This window comes from Streptomyces sp. V2I9, assembly GCF_030817475.1.
GTDB lineage: Bacteria > Actinomycetota > Actinomycetes > Streptomycetales > Streptomycetaceae > Streptomyces.
On sequence record NZ_JAUSZJ010000002.1, the window covers coordinates 2,469,734 to 2,485,382 of the forward strand.

Genomic DNA, 15,649 nt, shown 5'->3' on the forward strand with positions numbered 1-15,649 from the left:
GCCGGGTCCGGGGGCGTGATCCCCGGGGGCTGCATCGGTGTACACGCCCGCCCCGGCGGGGCGTTGGCGTGTCTCGGACGGGGCCCCACACTAACGGTACGGACAGGTGGCGGGGTTCCGAGCGGGTGAAGGGGCCGGGCGGGACGCGCCGACGGCCCGCCCACCGCGCCCTCGGGGAGGGCGGTGGACGGGCCGTCGGGGAAGCCGGGGTACCGAGGCGACGGGGGCTGCCGCTGCCGGAAGCGCGGCAGGGGGCGCGGACCGCGAGCGGTCACCGGGCGACGGTCGTCAGATCGCGGCCTTCTTGAGCCGCCGTCGCTCCCGCTCGGAGAGCCCGCCCCAGATGCCGAAGCGTTCGTCGTTGGACAGGGCGTACTCCAGGCATTCCGAGCGCACCTCGCAGGCGAGGCAGACCTTCTTGGCCTCGCGGGTCGATCCGCCCTTTTCGGGAAAGAAGGACTCGGGGTCGGTCTGGGCGCACAGTGCGCGCTCCTGCCAGCCGAGTTCCTCGTCCGCGTCCTCGACCAGCAGTTGCTGGAACAGCTCGGTCATGTGCGCCCCTCGTCTGTCTCTTGCGTCCCGTGTTGCAACCGTTTGCGGCTGAACGACACGAGTGAAATTACAAGTGTGTAGCTCCGAGCCAGTCAAGCGAGGATCTGCTATTGGCCCGGTGATTCACTCTGCGGAACCAAGCGTATGCGGAAAGTGTTCAAATCAGCAAAAACCTGACATATGCCACGGGCCCTGCGATCACGCACTTCCACCGGGAAGACGAGCGGGAGCGCCCCCGTGTTGCGATTCGATCACCGGAGCGATCAAGATCACAGTCAGGTCACGGCCCGTCGGCCACGTTTGGACGTGCGAATCATGCGCCACATGTCCCGGTCCTGGGCGCATAAACCTTTCTGCGAACCGGACGCCCGGAAGGGGTGAAACATCGCCCCCAAACCGGACATCGGGTTGACAGCGGACGACCGAACGGGTCTCCTTGATCCCATGCCAGCGACCTCAGCTCTGCACGTCTCCCACGTCCGTGGGTTCCGCAGCGCTGTCCAGGCCCGCTGTTGCTGTTCCAGCTGTCGCAGCTGTTGATGCCGTAGCGCTCCAGCTCCGAACACAGCCCGCCGGACGAGCCTCTCCGGTCGAGCCCGGCCTCCCGGCCTCGCTCCTCCCCCGCTCTCCCGCACTCCGCAGCCCTCTCCGAGCTGCTGGACACCCACCGCGACTCCCCGCACGCGCTCCCCCCATGCCGAGGAACCCCCGCAGCCATGAACAGCGACAGCGACCTTCAGATCGCCGGCGACATCCTTGAGGTCCAGCACCTCCTCCGTCCCGCCCGCGAGCACCCCTCCACCGTCTCCGAGTTCGTCGGTCTGGCACGCACCATCGCGGCGGACCGGGCACGATGGGCGGACATCGTCCGGTACGACTCCGTCTCCCGCTGGTACCACCGCCTGCATCAGGGCCCCGGTTACGAGGTGTGGCTGCTCAGCTGGGTGCCCGGTCAGGGCAGCGGACTCCACGACCACGGACTCTCCGCCGGCGTACTGACCGTCCTGGAAGGCGAGTTGACCGAGCGCACCGAGCGCGGGGCCCGGTCGTTGACGGCGGGCGCGCAGCGCGCCTTCGCGCCGGGCTACGTCCACGAAGTGGTCAACGACTCGCTCGAACCGGCCGTCAGTCTGCACATCTACTACCCGGGGCTGACCGAGATGCCGATGCACGCCACGCAGAGTGCCCCGACCACCGTGGCCGCCGTACCCGCCTGACAAACTGCGTGCATGCGCATTGTTGTTCTGGCCGGTGGTATCGGCGGTGCCCGCTTTCTGCGCGGCCTCAAGCAGGCCGCGCCCGACGCGGACATCACGGTGATCGGCAACACGGGTGATGACATCCATCTGTTCGGGCTGAAGGTCTGCCCCGACCTCGACACCGTGATGTACACCCTCGGCGGTGGGATCGACGAGGAGCAGGGATGGGGGCGGAGCGACGAGACCTTCCGGGTCAAGGAGGAGCTCACGGCCTACGGCGTGGGCCCCGGGTGGTTCGGGCTCGGCGACCGTGACTTCGCGACCCACATCGTCCGTACGCAGATGCTGGGCGCCGGCTATCCGCTGAGCGCGGTCACCGAGGCACTCTGCGCCCGCTGGCAGCCGGGTGTGCGGCTGCTGCCGATGTCCGACGACCGGGTCGAGACCCATGTCGCCGTCGAGATGGACGGCGAGAGCAAGGCGATCCATTTCCAGGAGTACTGGGTGAAGCTGCGCGCCTCCGTCGAGGCGCGGGCGATCGTGCCGGTCGGGGCCGAGCAGGCCGAGCCGGCTCCGGGGGTGCTGGAGGCGATCGGCTCGGCCGACGTCATCCTCTTCCCGCCGTCGAACCCGGTGGTGTCGGTCGGCACGATCCTCGCCGTCCCCGGAATCCGGGAGGCCATCGCGGAGGCCGGCGTTCCGGTGGTCGGCCTCTCCCCCATCGTGAGGGACGCGCCCGTGCGCGGGATGGCGGACAAGGTGCTCGCCGCGGTGGGCGTCGAGTCGACGGCCTCGGCCGTGGCCCGGCACTACGGTTCGGGACTGCTCGACGGGTGGCTCGTCGACACGGTGGACGCCGGTGCGGTGGACACGGTGGAGGCGGCGGGCATCCGCTGCCGGGCGGTGCCGCTGATGATGACGGACGTGGACGCGACCGCCGAGATGGCCCGGCAGGCGCTGGCCCTGGCCGAGGAGGTCCGGGCATGAGCACCCTCCCCGCGGCCGCCGGGGGGAGCGCGGACGGTACGGAAGAGGGCTCCGGCCCCGGAGGGGGGCCCGCGCCCTCCTTCCGGGTGTGGGCCCTGCGCGGGATGCCCGAGGTGCGGGCCGGTGACGACCTCGCCGAACTGATCGCCGCGGCCGACCCCGGACTCGCCGACGGTGACGTCCTGCTCGTCACCTCGAAGATCGTCTCCAAGGCGGAGGGCCGGATCGTCGAGGCCGCCGACCGGGAGGCCGCGATCGACGCCGAGACCGTACGGGTCGTGGCCCGGCGCGGAACCCTGCGGATCGTGGAGAACCGGCAGGGGCTCGTCATGGCCGCCGCCGGGGTCGACGCCTCGAACACCCCGGCCGGGACCGTGCTGCTGCTGCCCGAGGACCCCGACGCCTCCGCCCGGACCGTGCGGGACGGGCTGCGGGACGCCCTCGGGGTGGACGTCGGCGTCGTCGTCACGGACACCTCCGGACGGCCCTGGCGCACCGGGCTGACCGATGTCGCGATCGGTGCGGCGGGGGTACGCGTCCTGGACGACCTGCGCGGCGGCACGGACGCGCACGGCAATCCGCTCAGCGCCACGGTCGTGGCCACGGCGGACGAGCTGGCCGCCGCCGGGGACCTGGTCAAGGGCAAGGCGGAGGGGCTGCCGGTCGCGGTGGTCCGGGGGCTGCCGCACGTGGTGGCGGCCGGGGACGACGAGCCCGGCGCGCGGGCGCTGGTGCGCGGCGCGGCCGACGACATGTTCCGGCTCGGGACGTCGGAGGCCGTACGGGAGGCGGTGACCCTGCGGCGCACGGTGCGCGAGTTCACCGACGAACCGGTGGACGCGGGGGCGGTGCGGCGGGCGGTGGCCGCGGCCGTGACGGCTCCGGCGCCGCACCACACGACGCCGTGGCGGTTCGTGCTGCTGGAGTCCGCCGCGTCGCGGACCCGGCTGCTCGACGCGATGCGGGACGCCTGGATCGAGGACCTGCGGCGCGACGGCAAGAGCGAGGAGTCGATCGCCAGACGGGTCCGGCGGGGCGATGTGCTGCGCAACGCGCCGTACCTGGTGGTGCCGTGCCTGGTGATGGACGGTTCGCACACGTACGGGGACGAGCGCCGCGACACGGCGGAGCGCGAGATGTTCGTGGTCGCCGCGGGGGCGGGCGTGCAGAACTTCCTGGTGGCGCTGGCGGGTGAGCGGCTCGGGTCGGCGTGGGTGTCCTCGACCATGTTCTGCCGACCGGTGGTGCGGGAGGTGCTGTCGCTGCCGTCGTCGTGGGACCCGCTGGGCGCGGTCGCCGTGGGACACGCGGCGGGGACGCCTCGGGAGCGGGGGCGGCGGGAACCGGAGGAGTTCATCACCGTGCGGTGAGGGGCCCGGCGGGGCGGGGCCGGGACGGCACCCGCCCCTACAGGTTCACGATGTTGCCCGGCGCCATCCTCGGGGCCCGGCGTTCCGGGGTGCGGCCCGAGAGCAGGATCAGGCGGGTCGCCCGGTGGCGCTGGCCCGCGTAGGGGGCCAACAGGGCGAGCATCCGCGCGTCGTCCGCGTCGCGGTCGTCGGCCAGGGCGTGGCCCACGATGCCCGGAAGATGCAGGTCGCCGACCGTGACCGCGTCCGCCGCGCCGTTCGAGCGCTGAAGGGTCTCGGCCGAGGTCCACGGGCCGATGCCGGGGATCAGCTCCAGGCGGGCCTTGGCCTCGGGGAGGTCCATCGCCGCCGCCTCCTCCAGCCGGCGGGCCACGCGTACCGCGCGCAGGATCGTCGAGGACCGCTTGGCGTCCACGTTCGCCCTGTGCCATTCCCAGGACGGGATCAGCGCCCAGCCGCGCGGGTCCGGCATCACGTGCAGGCCCAGCTCCGCGGTGGGGCCGGGAGCGGGGGTGCCGAAGCGGCGGACCAGGTGGCGCCAGGCGCGGTACGCCTCGTCCGTGGTGACCTTCTGCTCCAGGACCGACGGGATCAGCGATTCCAGCACCAGCCCCGTCCGCAGCAGCCGCAGGCCGGGACGGCGGTGCCGGGTCAGGGCGAGCAGCCGGTGCCGGGGCGCGAACGCGTCCGGGTCGTCCTCCGCCCCCAGCAGTGCCGGGAGGCCGTCCAGCAGCCAGTTCGCGCCGGGTCCCCAGGCCGTCGCCGCGATCCGGCCGCCGCACGCCGTGACGCGCAGGGTGCCGGGCCCCTCGGGCGTACGGGAGGCCCGCCAGAACGTCCCGTCCGCGACCCTGCGGAACGTGGGGTCCGCCGGGCCCCGGCGCAGCGGCCCCAGCACCAGGCGGAGGTCCAGCGGGCCCGGCGGGGTCCACTCGCGGGTCACGGGCGGGGCGGAAAGCGGGGCGGACGCCACGGTCCGGCGCATCGGCACGGCCGACCGCGGCGGGAGCGCCGCTCGCGCGGTGCGGGGGGCGAATCGTCCTGCCACGGAGGGGCCTCGGTGTTCCTGGTGCGGGGGGCGGTCCCCTTGAGGGTACGGGGGCGGCGAGGTCACGCGTCGGGGCGCGGGGAGTCCCGCGCCGCTCGTCCGGGCTCCCGGCCGGGGCCGGCGGGTGCCGGCCCGGACCGGCGCGCGTCCGCGTCCTACTGGTCCGAGGAGAAGCGGACCGAGCCGTCCGGCAGGACCGCGTCGCACCAGATCCGGACGCCCTCGCGCAGTTCGTTGTCCGCGCCCACCCGTGCCCCGTCGCCGATCACCGCTCCCGTCAGCACCGTGCGGCCGCCGATCCTGGCGCCCGCGCCCACCAGGGAGTCCGTGATGACCGCGCCGGCCTCGACGACCGCGCCGGCCAGGATCGTGGAGCCCTCTATGCGCGCGCCCGCGCCGACCACCGCGTCGGCGCCGACCACCGTGCCGCCGGTGAGCTTGGCGTCCGGGGCCACGGTGGCGGAGGGCAGGACCAGGCGGTCGCCGCAGCGGCCGGGGACCGCCGGGGACGGGGCACGGCCGAGGACGAGGTCGGCGGAGCCGCGGACGAAGGCGGCCGGGGTGCCGAGGTCGAGCCAGTACGTGGAGTCGACCATGCCCTGGAGGTGGGCGCCGGTGGCGAGCAGGCCGGGGAAGGTCTCCCGTTCGACGGAGACCGGGCGGCTGGCCGGGATGGAGTCGATGACCGAGCGCCGGAAGATGTACGCCCCGGCGTTGATCTGGTCGGTGACGATCTCCTCCGGGGTCTGCGGCTTCTCCAGGAAGGCGGTGACCCGGCCGGTCCCGTCGGTCGGGACGAGCCCGAAGGCGCGCGGGTCCTCGACCCGCGTCAGATGGAGGGAGACATCCGCCCCGGAGACGGTGTGCGAGGTGACCAGGGCCCGGATGTCGAGCCCGGTCAGGATGTCGCCGTTGAAGATCAGGACCGGTTCGTCCGGGCCCGAGGACAGCTTCGGCGCCACGTTGCGGATGGCTCCGCCGGTGCCGAGCGGCTCCTGCTCGGTGACGTACTCGATGTGCAGGCCGAGCGAGGAGCCGTCGCCGAAGTACGGCTCGAAGACCTCCGCCAGGTAGGAGGTGGCGAGCACGATGTGCTCCACCCCGGCCGCCCTGGCGCGCGCCAGCTGGTGGGTGAGGAAGGGGACGCCCGCCGCCGGCACCATCGGTTTCGGCGTGTGCACCGTGAGCGGGCGCAGCCGGGTGCCCTTGCCACCGACCAGGAGAATCGCTTCTTTTGCCTCTGTCACAGCACCGTCTCTGCTTCCTGCTGGGGCCTGGGCCGGTTTGTGGCTGGCCAGTGTAAGCAGACCGGTCGGAGATGCCCCGGTCAGCGGCCCTGCAGTTTGGCGGAGGTGGTCCGGGCCTTACCGAGCTTCTTGTAGAGGCGTGCTCCAGGACATTCGGTGGCGAATCCGTCCCGATGCCCCGAGATGACGTTCATTTTGACCTTCTTGCCCTTCTTGTATTTGTTGCTTCCGCCGGAGACGAGCGTCACCTTCCCCTTCGGGTTGCGCCCGAACAGTCCGAGCTTCCACGCGGTCAGCTGGGAGACCCCGGCCACGGCGGCGGCGGGCGGATTGGTGGAGGAGTAGGAGCCCAGCACCGCGATGCCCATGGTGTTGCTGTTGAAGCCCAGGGTGTGCGCCCCGAGGACGGCGCGGGAGACACCTCCGGCCCGGCCCTCGTAGATGTTTCCGCATTTGTCGACGGCGAAGTTGTAGCCGAAGTCGCGCCAGCCGCTGCTCTTGACGTGGTAGCGGTAGATGCTGCGGAGCACGGAAGGAGCCTGCTTGCAGGTGTAGTTGTTCCCGGTCGCGCTGTGGTGCACGAAGGCCGCCTTGACGGTCCTGGTGTAGGCGAAGTTCCGCTCGCGGAGCCTCTCGTCCGCGCCCCAGCCCTTGCGGGTGACGATCCTCGGCCGGGGCCCGATGTACGGCTTCGCCCCGACGGCCTCCGCCTCGGCCTCGGCCGCGGCCTCCGCCGCCTCCGCCTCGGTCAGCGCGGGGATCACGGAGGCGCCGAGCGGCGCGAACTCCGCGTTGACGGCCGAGGCCGCGGCGGACTCGACGGTGAGCGCCTCCGGCAGGACCGGTGCCGTCGGGACGGTGGGCGGGCCCGGATGGGCGGCGGGCCTCGCCGGGGCGGCGGTCCGGCCACCGGAGTCGTCCGCGGCGGGCTCCGGCGCGGGGTCGGGGCCGGGATCGACGAGTTCGAGGCGCAGCCCTTCGGGGAGCCGTACGGCGATGAGCCGGCCCTGCTGGTCGTCCGTCTCCGGCTGTACGCGTACCTCGACGCCGTCCGAGGGTCCGACCCAGAGCGGGGCGGTGGCCCCGCGCACGGCGCCGGACGCCCGCTCGTCGCTGCCGAGGTCGGCGGCGTGCTCGGTGTTGTGGGTCTCGACGTCCTGCCAGTCCGACCAGCTCTCGCCGCCGGCCGCCCGCGCGCGGACCTGGACCGTGCCGTGGAGTTCGGCCTCGGCGTCGTCCCAGACCACGCCCACCAGGGAGAACGGCCGGGTCGTCCGCCGGTCCAGTCCCCGGCCGGGCGTCGCCGGGCCCGCCGACCGGTCGGACGAGGTGGCCAGGGGCTCCAGCGGCAGGGACTGCGTCGAGCCGGCGAGTCCGTCCGCGCCGGGCTCGCGGACCCGGGACTCGGCGGGCCGGGACTCGGCCGGGGTGCCGGTCGCCGCCGGCGGGCCGGCTCCCGGCGACTCCGGTGAGAGGGAGGGCGGGCGGGCCGAGACGGCGTGGGGAACCGGGGCGGACAGGGCGGGGGCGGCGAGCGGCAGAGTGAGAGCCGCTGCGCAGGTGACGCCGACTGAGGTGACCATAAGTGAACGCATACGTACGATATTTGCCATAGGGTCACCACTCCGGCGACCCGGACATCGGCCGCGGCGTGACGTGCCGTCTGCCGAACCGGTGGGGGTGACGCCCTTTCAGGCACCCGTTCGGCCCGCCCGGCGCGGCGCCCCCGCGTACGCTTGCGCGGATGAACTCCAGCGACCGCACCCCTGCCGACCTGCTGCGATCCGCCCTGGCCGCGGACCCCGCCCGCCCCCTGGTCACCTACTACGACGACGCCACCGGAGAACGCGTCGAACTGTCGGTGGCCACCTTCGCCAATTGGGTGGCCAAGACCGCCAATCTGCTCCAGGGCGACCTCGCCGCCGAGCCGGGCGACCGGCTCGCCCTGCTGCTCCCCGCGCACTGGCAGTCCGCGGTCTGGCTGCTCGCCTGCTCCTCCGTCGGGGTCGTCGCCGACGTGCAGGGCGACCCGGCCGCCGCCGACCTCGTGGTGACCGGCCCCGACACCCTGGAACGGGCGCGGGCCTGCCGGGGCGAGCGCGTCGCCCTCGCGCTGCGGCCGCTGGGCGGCCGCTTCCCGCAGCCGCCCGAGGGGTTCGCGGACTACGCGGTGGAGGTGCCGGGCCAGGGCGACCGCTTCGCACCGTTCGCCCCGGTGGACCCCGAGGGGCCCGCGCTGACCGTGGACGGGACCGAGCTGTCGGGGGCGCGACTCGTCGCCCGCGCCCGCGAGGACGCCGCCGCGCTCGGCCTCGTACCGGGGTCACGGCTGCTCACCGGGCGCACGTACGGCACCTGGGAGGGGCTGAGCGCCGGGCTCTACGCCCCGCTGGCGTCCGGCGGGTCCGTGGTGCTGTGCCGTCACCTCGGGCAGCTCGACGCGGACGGACTGGCCCAGCGGGTCGAGAGCGAGCGGGTCACCGACACCGCGGTATGACAAGCGCTCCGAGGTCCACTCGTCCGGCCCACAGCGGGCCGAGTCCTCGGCGATCGGCACGTGCGCGGGTAGATGATCGGGCGGTACAGACCACTCTCCTTGCCGTGCACAACCAAGCGCGAGTTTCAGCCGTCTACTCCTGCGACCGGCGGCCCCTCGCGCCGCCGAACGTGAAGGATGGACGCAGACGTGACCGACAGTGCTGGCCCGCCGTCCGACCCGGACCACCCGGCCGGGGACACACCGCAGGACAGGTCGCAGGAGGAGTCCGTCCCCGAGGGCGCGCCCCGCGGGGAGGGCGGTGACGGCCGTACCGCACCTCCCGGAGAGGCCGGGAACGCCGAAGGGGCCGACGACGGCGAGGAGGGCGGGTCGGCCCACGCCACCGGGACGGCCGAGACGACCGGGGAATCCGACCCCGCCGGGAGCGGAGTCCCCGAGGCCGGGCCCGAGGCCGGGCCCGAGGCCGGCGGTCGCGGCTCCGGCGTGCAGACCTGGGCCGACCGGCCCAAGGACGGCGTCGTCGTCGCACGCAGAAGGCGCTGGCTGCGGTGGAGCGCGCTCGCCGCCTCGTTCCTCGTGCTGGTCGCCGCCGGGGTCGGCTGGTGGATGTACAAGAAGCTCGACGGGAACATCACGACCGACACGAGCGCCGCCGCCGAGCTGAAGGCGTACGAGAGGGAGCGGCCGACGCCGGTGGTGATGGACGCCCAGAACATCCTGCTCATCGGCTCCGACAGCAGGGCCGGGGAGAACAGCGAGTACGGCCGGGACGACGGCGGCAGTCAGCGCTCCGACACCACGATCCTGCTGCACCTCGCGGCGGACCGGAAGAGCGCGACGGCGGTGTCCCTCCCCCGCGACCTCATGGCGGAGATCCCCAGCTGCCGTACGGCCGACGACAAGAAGTCCCGCGAGCGGTTCGCGCAGTTCAACTCGGCGTTCGAGACGGGCGGCACCGCCTGCACGATCCGCACCGTGGAGCGGATGACCGGTATCCGGATCGACCACCACATGGTCGTCGACTTCAACGGCTTCAAGGACATGGTGGACGCCGTCGACGGCGTCGAGATCTGCCTCCGGAAGCCGATCGACGACAAGGACGCGCATCTGGACCTCCCGGCGGGCCGGCAGACGCTGGACGGCGAGGAGGCGCTCGGCTACGTACGGGCGCGCAAGTCCCTCGGCAACGGCAGCGACACCGAACGCATGGAGCGCCAGCAGCAGTTCCTGGGTGCCCTGGTCAACAAGATGCAGAGCAACGGCGTCCTGCTCAACCCGGCGCGGCTCTACCCGGTGCTCGACGCGGCGACCAAGTCACTGACCACGGATCCGGGCCTCGACTCGCTGCGGGACCTGTACGACCTGGTGCGCGGGATGCGCGATGTGCCCACCGACCAGGTGCGGTTCCTGACCGTGCCCCGGCAGCCGTACCGCCAGGACCCGAACCGGGACGAACTCGTCGAACCGGACGCCGGGGAGCTGTTCAGGCAACTCCGCGAGGACAAGCCCGTCGCGGTGGTCCCGGCCGGCGAACTCGAGGAAGCGCGGCAGGACCAGGAAGAGAAGCAGGACGGGAAGCCGGACGACGCCGGCTCCGCGAGCCCGACGCCCGCGCCCACCTATTCGGGCTCGAGTGCGGCCGACGACCTGTGCAAGCAGTAAAGCAATGACCAAGACACAGAACACAATCGACGCGTAATGGGAAGAATGCCCAGTTGTAAAGGGCGTGGAATGTGTCACGCACGTCGCTCTACGCGGAATCGGCCGGATAGTGTGACGCGATCCGGTGCTTCCGGCCGTCAGGTCGTGCACTGCTGGAGCGAAGGAACGAGCGCCTTGCCGGGGGAGGGCGCCTCGCGTGGCACCGACGGAGGACGCAGGCAACCGTGGACGCGCACAGTCGTGGACGGGCGGACGATATCGACCCCGCCGACCAGTGGGTACTCAACCCGCACACCGGTAATTACGAATTGCGACTGGACCACTCCACAGGGGAGTCGAACAGTGCTTTCGGCGCCTCCGGTACCGCGCGGACGGCCACGGCCGGGGAGAGCGGCCGCCGTACCGGTTCGCGGACCGGTACGCGGGAGGACGCCCCGGCCGGGATGCGCCACGAGGTACCGGGCCAGCGCAGCCGGCGCAGCTCCCAGGCGACGCGTGGCGCCGCCGCCGAGCCGCCCGCGGCGGGCCGCAGGAAGCGCAAGCCCCGCAAGGCGCGCAAGAAGAAGGCGCTGCTGTGGACCGGTGGCGTGATGGCGTTCGTCGTGGTGGGCACCTCGCTCGGCGCGTACCTGGTGTACGAGAAGCTCAACGGGAACATCGACGCCATCGACGTGGGTGACGCGGGGAGCAAGAACGTCGTCACCGACGGCCCGATGAACATCCTCGTCATCGGCACCGACAAGCGCACCGGCAAGGGCAACGAGGGCTACGGCGACAAGGGCAGCACGGGCCACGCCGACACGAACATCCTGTTCCACGTCTCCGAGGACCGCACCAACGCGACGGCGATGAGCATCCCGCGCGACCTGGTGACCGAGATCCCCGAGTGCGAGACGAAACAGCAGGACGGCAGCAGGGCTGCCATCCCCGGCGCCGCGAGCGCACGCTTCAACACCAGCCTCGGCCAGAACGGGCGTGACCCGGGCTGCACGATGAAGACGGTCGAGAACATCACCGGCGTCAAGCCGGACCACTTCATGATGGTCGACTTCAACGCGGTCAAGGAGCTGACCGCGGCGGTCGGCGGCGTCAAGGTCTGCATGGCCAAGCCGATCGACGACCCGAAGTCGCATCTGAAGCTTCCGCAGGGCGAGTCGACGGTGCAGGGCGAGAAGGCGCTGGCCCTGTTGCGTACGCGCGACAGCTTCGGCAACCGGAGCGACCTCGACCGGATCAAGGTGCAGCAGCAGTTCCTCGGCTCGATGATCCGCGAGATGAAGTCGAGCGACACCCTGACCAACCCGAAGAAGCTCTACAAGCTGGCCGACGCGGCGACCAACGCGCTGACCGTCGACACGGCCATCGGCGACGCGAAGAAGCTGATGACGCTCGCCCAGGAGATCTCCAAGGTCAACACGGAGAACATCACCTTCGTCACGATGCCGGTGAAGGACAACCCCGCCGAGCCCCGGCCCGTCACCGTGGTCGTGGACGAGACGAAGGCCGAACCGCTCTTCGCGATGCTGCGCTCCGACACCTCGCTGACCGAGGTGAAGCAGAAGGAGAAGGCCGCCAAGAGCAAGCAGGCGGCCCTGCTCAAGGGCCCCAAGGCCGCTCCGGCCGACGTCCGCGTGGACGTCCTCAACGGCGGTGAGATCCCCGGTGCGGCCGGTTCGACCGTCACCTGGCTCCAGAACGAGCAGGGGGTGCTGAAGTCCACCAACAAGGCCAACGCACCCGAGAAGATCAAGAAGACGACGTTGGAGTACGCGCCCAACCAGGCCGACCAGGCACGGGCGCTCGCCGAGATGATGGGGCTGCCCGCCGCGGCCATGAAGCAGGGCACCGCGGACGCCGAGGGTCTTCAGGCGATGGTGCTGACGCTGGGGGCGGACTTCAAGGGCGCGGGGCAGCTCATCACCGGACCGGCGAAGGCTCCGGAGGGCGTCGACCAGGCACGCGCCGACAAGGCGGTATGCGCCAAGTGACACCGGGTCACCGCGCCGTAGCGGAAATCTGAACAGCATGGGGGGTCCGGTGGGACGGAGCAGCATGTCCGGGGGGCGGACGCGATCACGCGTGCGCGGCGCCGATCGACTCGGCCGGGACGAGGGTCCGCACGAGAAGGGCGGCGAGGGGCCGGGGGGTGCCGTGGGGGACGGCGCCGACCGCACCTCCGGGGCGCCCTCGGACGTGAAGGCGTCCGGCGGCGGGGGCGCCCGCCGGGCCGCGAGGGGCCGACGAGGGGGCGGCGGAGCCAGGGCCGCCGGCAGCCGCCGCGCGCCCAAGAGCCCCAAGCGGCGCATCCTGCGCTGGAGCGCCTCCGTGCTCTCGGTGCTCATACTCGCCACCGGCGCGACCGGTTACCTCTACTACGAGCACCTCAACGGCAACATCAAGAAGGAGGATCTGACCCTCGGCGACAAGGAGATGGCCGACCACAAGGCCAACGCCGCCGGGCAGACCCCGATCAACATCCTGCTCATCGGTTCCGACGCGCGGGACTCCAAGGCCAACCAGGAGCTGGGCGGGGCCAAGGAGACCTTCGGCGCACCGCCGCTCGCCGACGTGCAGATGCTGCTCCACATATCGGCGGACCGCAGCAACCTCTCGGTGATCAGCATGCCGCGCGACACGATGCTGAAGATGCCCAAGTGCACGGCCCCGGACGGCAAGGTCTTCCCGGCCAGCCAGGGGGACGTACAGACCAACGAGAGCCTGGGGCGCGGCGGTCCGGGGTGCACGGTGGCCACCTGGTACGAGCTGACCGGCATCCGCATCGACCACTTCATGATGATCGACTTCGCGGGCGTGGTCTCGATGGCCGACGCGGTCGGCGGCGTCCCGGTCTGCGTGGACGCCAACATCCACTCGCGCGGTGCCGACGGCAAGGGCTCCGGGCTCAAGCTGGAGAAGGGCACCACGTACGTCAAGGGCGAGCAGGCCCTCCAGTGGCTGCGCACCCGCTACGGCTTCGAGGACAACACCGATCTCGGGCGGGCGAAGGCCCAGCACCAGTACATGAACTCCATGGTCCGGGAGCTGCGCAAGGGCACCAAGCTGTCCGACCCGGCGAAGCTGATGAACCTCGCCGAGGCGGCCACGGACGCGCTGACGGTCGACAAGGGCCTCGACACGGTCAAGAAGCTGTACGACCTGGCGGAGGAGTTCAAGAAGGTCCCCACGCAGCGCATCACGATGTCGACCATGCCGAACGTGTACGGCACCGGCGTGAACAACGGCCGGGTCTACCCGAAGGCGGGCGACGCGGAGCAGCTGTTCCGCATGGTCCGCGAGGACGTGCCGCTGGACGGCAAGGCCTCCAAGCGGAAGAAGCCGGAGGCCACCTCGGACGCGTCGGCGCCGGTCGGCGAGATCGCGGTCGCCGTGCGGAACGGGACCGCTGCCGACGGGCAGGGTCCGGCGGCCGGCCGTGCGCGCGAGGTCTCGGACCAGCTGAAGGAGGCGGGCTTCGTGAAGACGACCGTCGACCCGAACAACGTGACCGGGGTGGCGCGGACCGCGATCCTGTTCCCGAGCGCGGACCTGGAGGGCGATGCGCAGGCGGTCGCCAAGGCGCTCGGGATTCCGCTGTCGCAGGTGAAGAAGTCCACCGATGTCTCGGGGATCTCGCTCGCGGTGGGCACGGACTGGCGCGAGAACGGCGTCTATCCGGTGTCGAAGGGCTCGGAGAAGACCCCGGAGTCGGCGGGCGCGCTCAAGGGCGACGACGAGAAGGCGTGCATGAAGGTCAACCCGAACTACACCTGGTGACGCCGTGACACCGGGCGCGCACGGACACCGGGCGCGCACGGACACCGGGCGCGCACGCGAAGGGTCCACCGCTGAGCGGTGGACCCTTCGTACGCCTCGGGCCTCGCCGCCCGGTCGGACGGCCCCGGTGGTTGCCGGTCGGACGGCCCCGGTGCTGCCCGGTCAGACGGTCCCGGTGCTGCCCGCGAGCGCCGGGCGGCGGCTTGCGATGACCTTCTTCGCCAGGGACCGGGGGCTGGTGAGGAAGCCGAAGCCCCAGCACATGTGCATCGTCGCCAGCGCGACCGGGATGCGGGCGCGGGCCTTCAGCGGCAGCCCCTTGCCCGCGGGCAGCGATCCGGCGACGATCGCGGCCACGTACCCGCCGGGGACGACCAGCGCCCACGGGGTGACGGTCGCGCCGAGGACCAGGCCCGCCGCGATGGCGACGAGGGCGGTCGGCGGGGCCAGGTAGCGGAGGTTGATCGATCCGGGGTGGTAGCGGGCGACGACGTGGCGCCAGCGGCCGTAGTCCTTGTACTGCTTGGCGAGCGCCCTGACCGAGGGGCGGGGGCGGTACCGGACCTTCAGCTCGGGCGAGAACCAGATCAGCCCGCCGGCCTCGCGGATGCGGAAGTTCAGCTCCCAGTCCTGGGCTCGGATGAACTCGACGTTGTAGCCCTGCGCCCGCTCCAGCGCCTCACGGCGGAAGACGCCGAGGTACACGGTCTCGGCCGGGCCCGCCTGGCCGCCGGTGTGGAAAGCGGCGTTGCCGACGCCGATCTTCGAGGTCATCGCGGCGGCGACGGCGTCCTCCCAGGCGTTCTCGCCCTCGGCGTGCATGATGCCGCCGACGTTCTGCGCGCCGGTCTCCTCCAGGAGGCGGACGGCGGTCTCGATGTAGTCCGGCGAGAGCATGCCGTGGCCGTCGACCCGGACGACGACGGGGTGGCGTGACGCCTCGATCGCCGCGTTGAGGGCGGCGGGCGTACGGCCGGTGGGGTTGGGCACCGTGTGGACCCGGGGGTCCTCCGCGACCAGTTCGGCGGCGATCTCGTCCGTACGGTCGGTGGAGGGGCCGAGGGCGATGACGACCTCCATCTCACCGGCGTACTCCTGCTCCAGGATGTGCCGGACCGCGTTCCTGAGATGGCGTTCCTCGTTGAGCACCGGCATGATCACGGAGACGGCGGGGTACTGCGCGGCAGACATGTGGTCCTCGGGTGGGTCCTCGGGGCGCCAGGGGGTTTCCGCACCCCCGCGAGGCGTCAGTATTCGGCCGCCACGTTACCGCGAACGGGGGACACCCGAGCGCGCGCCGCCGGGTCGCG

General features: G+C 72.1%; 12 protein-coding genes. 7 read left to right on the forward strand and 5 right to left on the reverse strand.

The features are described from left to right. Window positions 1-288 precede the first annotated feature (288 nt). Window positions 289-552: a WhiB family transcriptional regulator gene (locus QFZ71_RS10755; RefSeq protein WP_003968728.1), complete on the reverse strand. Its 264-nt coding sequence runs from the start codon at window positions 550-552 to the stop codon at window positions 289-291. A 716-nt stretch (window positions 553-1,268) separates the two neighbouring features. Here QFZ71_RS10755 and QFZ71_RS10760 point away from each other — a divergent pair. From QFZ71_RS10760 to QFZ71_RS10770, 3 genes are read left to right on the forward strand one after another with little or no spacing between them, the layout of a single operon-like run. Then, entirely contained in the window at window positions 1,269-1,769 is a 501-nt protein-coding gene (locus QFZ71_RS10760; protein ID WP_307668028.1) for a cysteine dioxygenase family protein, read from the forward strand. Between the two features lie 12 nt (window positions 1,770-1,781). Next, window positions 1,782-2,738, forward strand: coding sequence for a 2-phospho-L-lactate transferase (cofD, locus tag QFZ71_RS10765; protein ID WP_307668029.1), 957 nt, complete (start codon window positions 1,782-1,784; stop codon window positions 2,736-2,738). Beyond that, window positions 2,735-4,108 carry a coenzyme F420-0:L-glutamate ligase gene (locus QFZ71_RS10770; protein WP_307668030.1) on the forward strand — a complete coding sequence of 458 codons (1,374 nt, stop codon included), beginning with the start codon at window positions 2,735-2,737 and terminating at the stop codon, window positions 4,106-4,108. The genes cofD and QFZ71_RS10770 overlap by 4 nt, the downstream gene beginning before the upstream one ends. 37 nt (window positions 4,109-4,145) lie before the next feature. On the opposite strand, the gene QFZ71_RS10775 is transcribed toward QFZ71_RS10770, so the two are convergent. From QFZ71_RS10775 to QFZ71_RS10785, 3 genes are all read right to left on the reverse strand, one after another. Then, window positions 4,146-5,156 (reverse strand): DNA-3-methyladenine glycosylase, encoded by a 1,011-nt coding sequence (locus QFZ71_RS10775; protein WP_307668031.1) that lies wholly within the window; start codon window positions 5,154-5,156, stop codon window positions 4,146-4,148. A gap of 155 nt (window positions 5,157-5,311) precedes the next feature. Continuing rightward, window positions 5,312-6,403, reverse strand: coding sequence for an NDP-sugar synthase (locus tag QFZ71_RS10780; RefSeq protein WP_307668032.1), 1,092 nt, complete (start codon window positions 6,401-6,403; stop codon window positions 5,312-5,314). A gap of 80 nt (window positions 6,404-6,483) precedes the next feature. Further along, window positions 6,484-7,986: an N-acetylmuramoyl-L-alanine amidase gene (locus QFZ71_RS10785; protein ID WP_307668033.1), complete on the reverse strand. Its 1,503-nt coding sequence runs from the start codon at window positions 7,984-7,986 to the stop codon at window positions 6,484-6,486. A gap of 161 nt (window positions 7,987-8,147) precedes the next feature. Between QFZ71_RS10785 and QFZ71_RS10790 the strand changes: the two genes are divergently transcribed. The 4 genes from QFZ71_RS10790 (at window position 8,148) to QFZ71_RS10805 (ending at window position 14,339) form a co-directional block, all read left to right on the forward strand. After that, window positions 8,148-8,900 carry a TIGR03089 family protein gene (locus QFZ71_RS10790; RefSeq protein ID WP_307668034.1) on the forward strand — a complete coding sequence of 251 codons (753 nt, stop codon included), beginning with the start codon at window positions 8,148-8,150 and terminating at the stop codon, window positions 8,898-8,900. 177 nt (window positions 8,901-9,077) lie between these two features. Then, the gene (locus QFZ71_RS10795; protein WP_373465102.1) at window positions 9,078-10,565 is read left to right on the forward strand and encodes an LCP family protein; all 1,488 of its coding nucleotides are present in this window, start codon (window positions 9,078-9,080) and stop codon (window positions 10,563-10,565) included. A 224-nt stretch (window positions 10,566-10,789) separates the two neighbouring features. Beyond that, complete coding sequence (locus QFZ71_RS10800) at window positions 10,790-12,553, forward strand: LCP family protein (protein ID WP_307668036.1); 1,764 nt, start codon at window positions 10,790-10,792, stop codon at window positions 12,551-12,553. 316 nt (window positions 12,554-12,869) lie between these two features. Beyond that, window positions 12,870-14,339 carry an LCP family protein gene (locus tag QFZ71_RS10805; protein ID WP_373465188.1) on the forward strand — a complete coding sequence of 490 codons (1,470 nt, stop codon included), beginning with the start codon at window positions 12,870-12,872 and terminating at the stop codon, window positions 14,337-14,339. Window positions 14,340-14,501: 162 nt separating this feature from the next. On the opposite strand, the gene QFZ71_RS10810 is transcribed toward QFZ71_RS10805, so the two are convergent. Beyond that, window positions 14,502-15,530 (reverse strand): glycosyltransferase family 2 protein, encoded by a 1,029-nt coding sequence (locus QFZ71_RS10810; RefSeq protein ID WP_307668038.1) that lies wholly within the window; start codon window positions 15,528-15,530, stop codon window positions 14,502-14,504. Window positions 15,531-15,649: the final 119 nt, after the last annotated feature.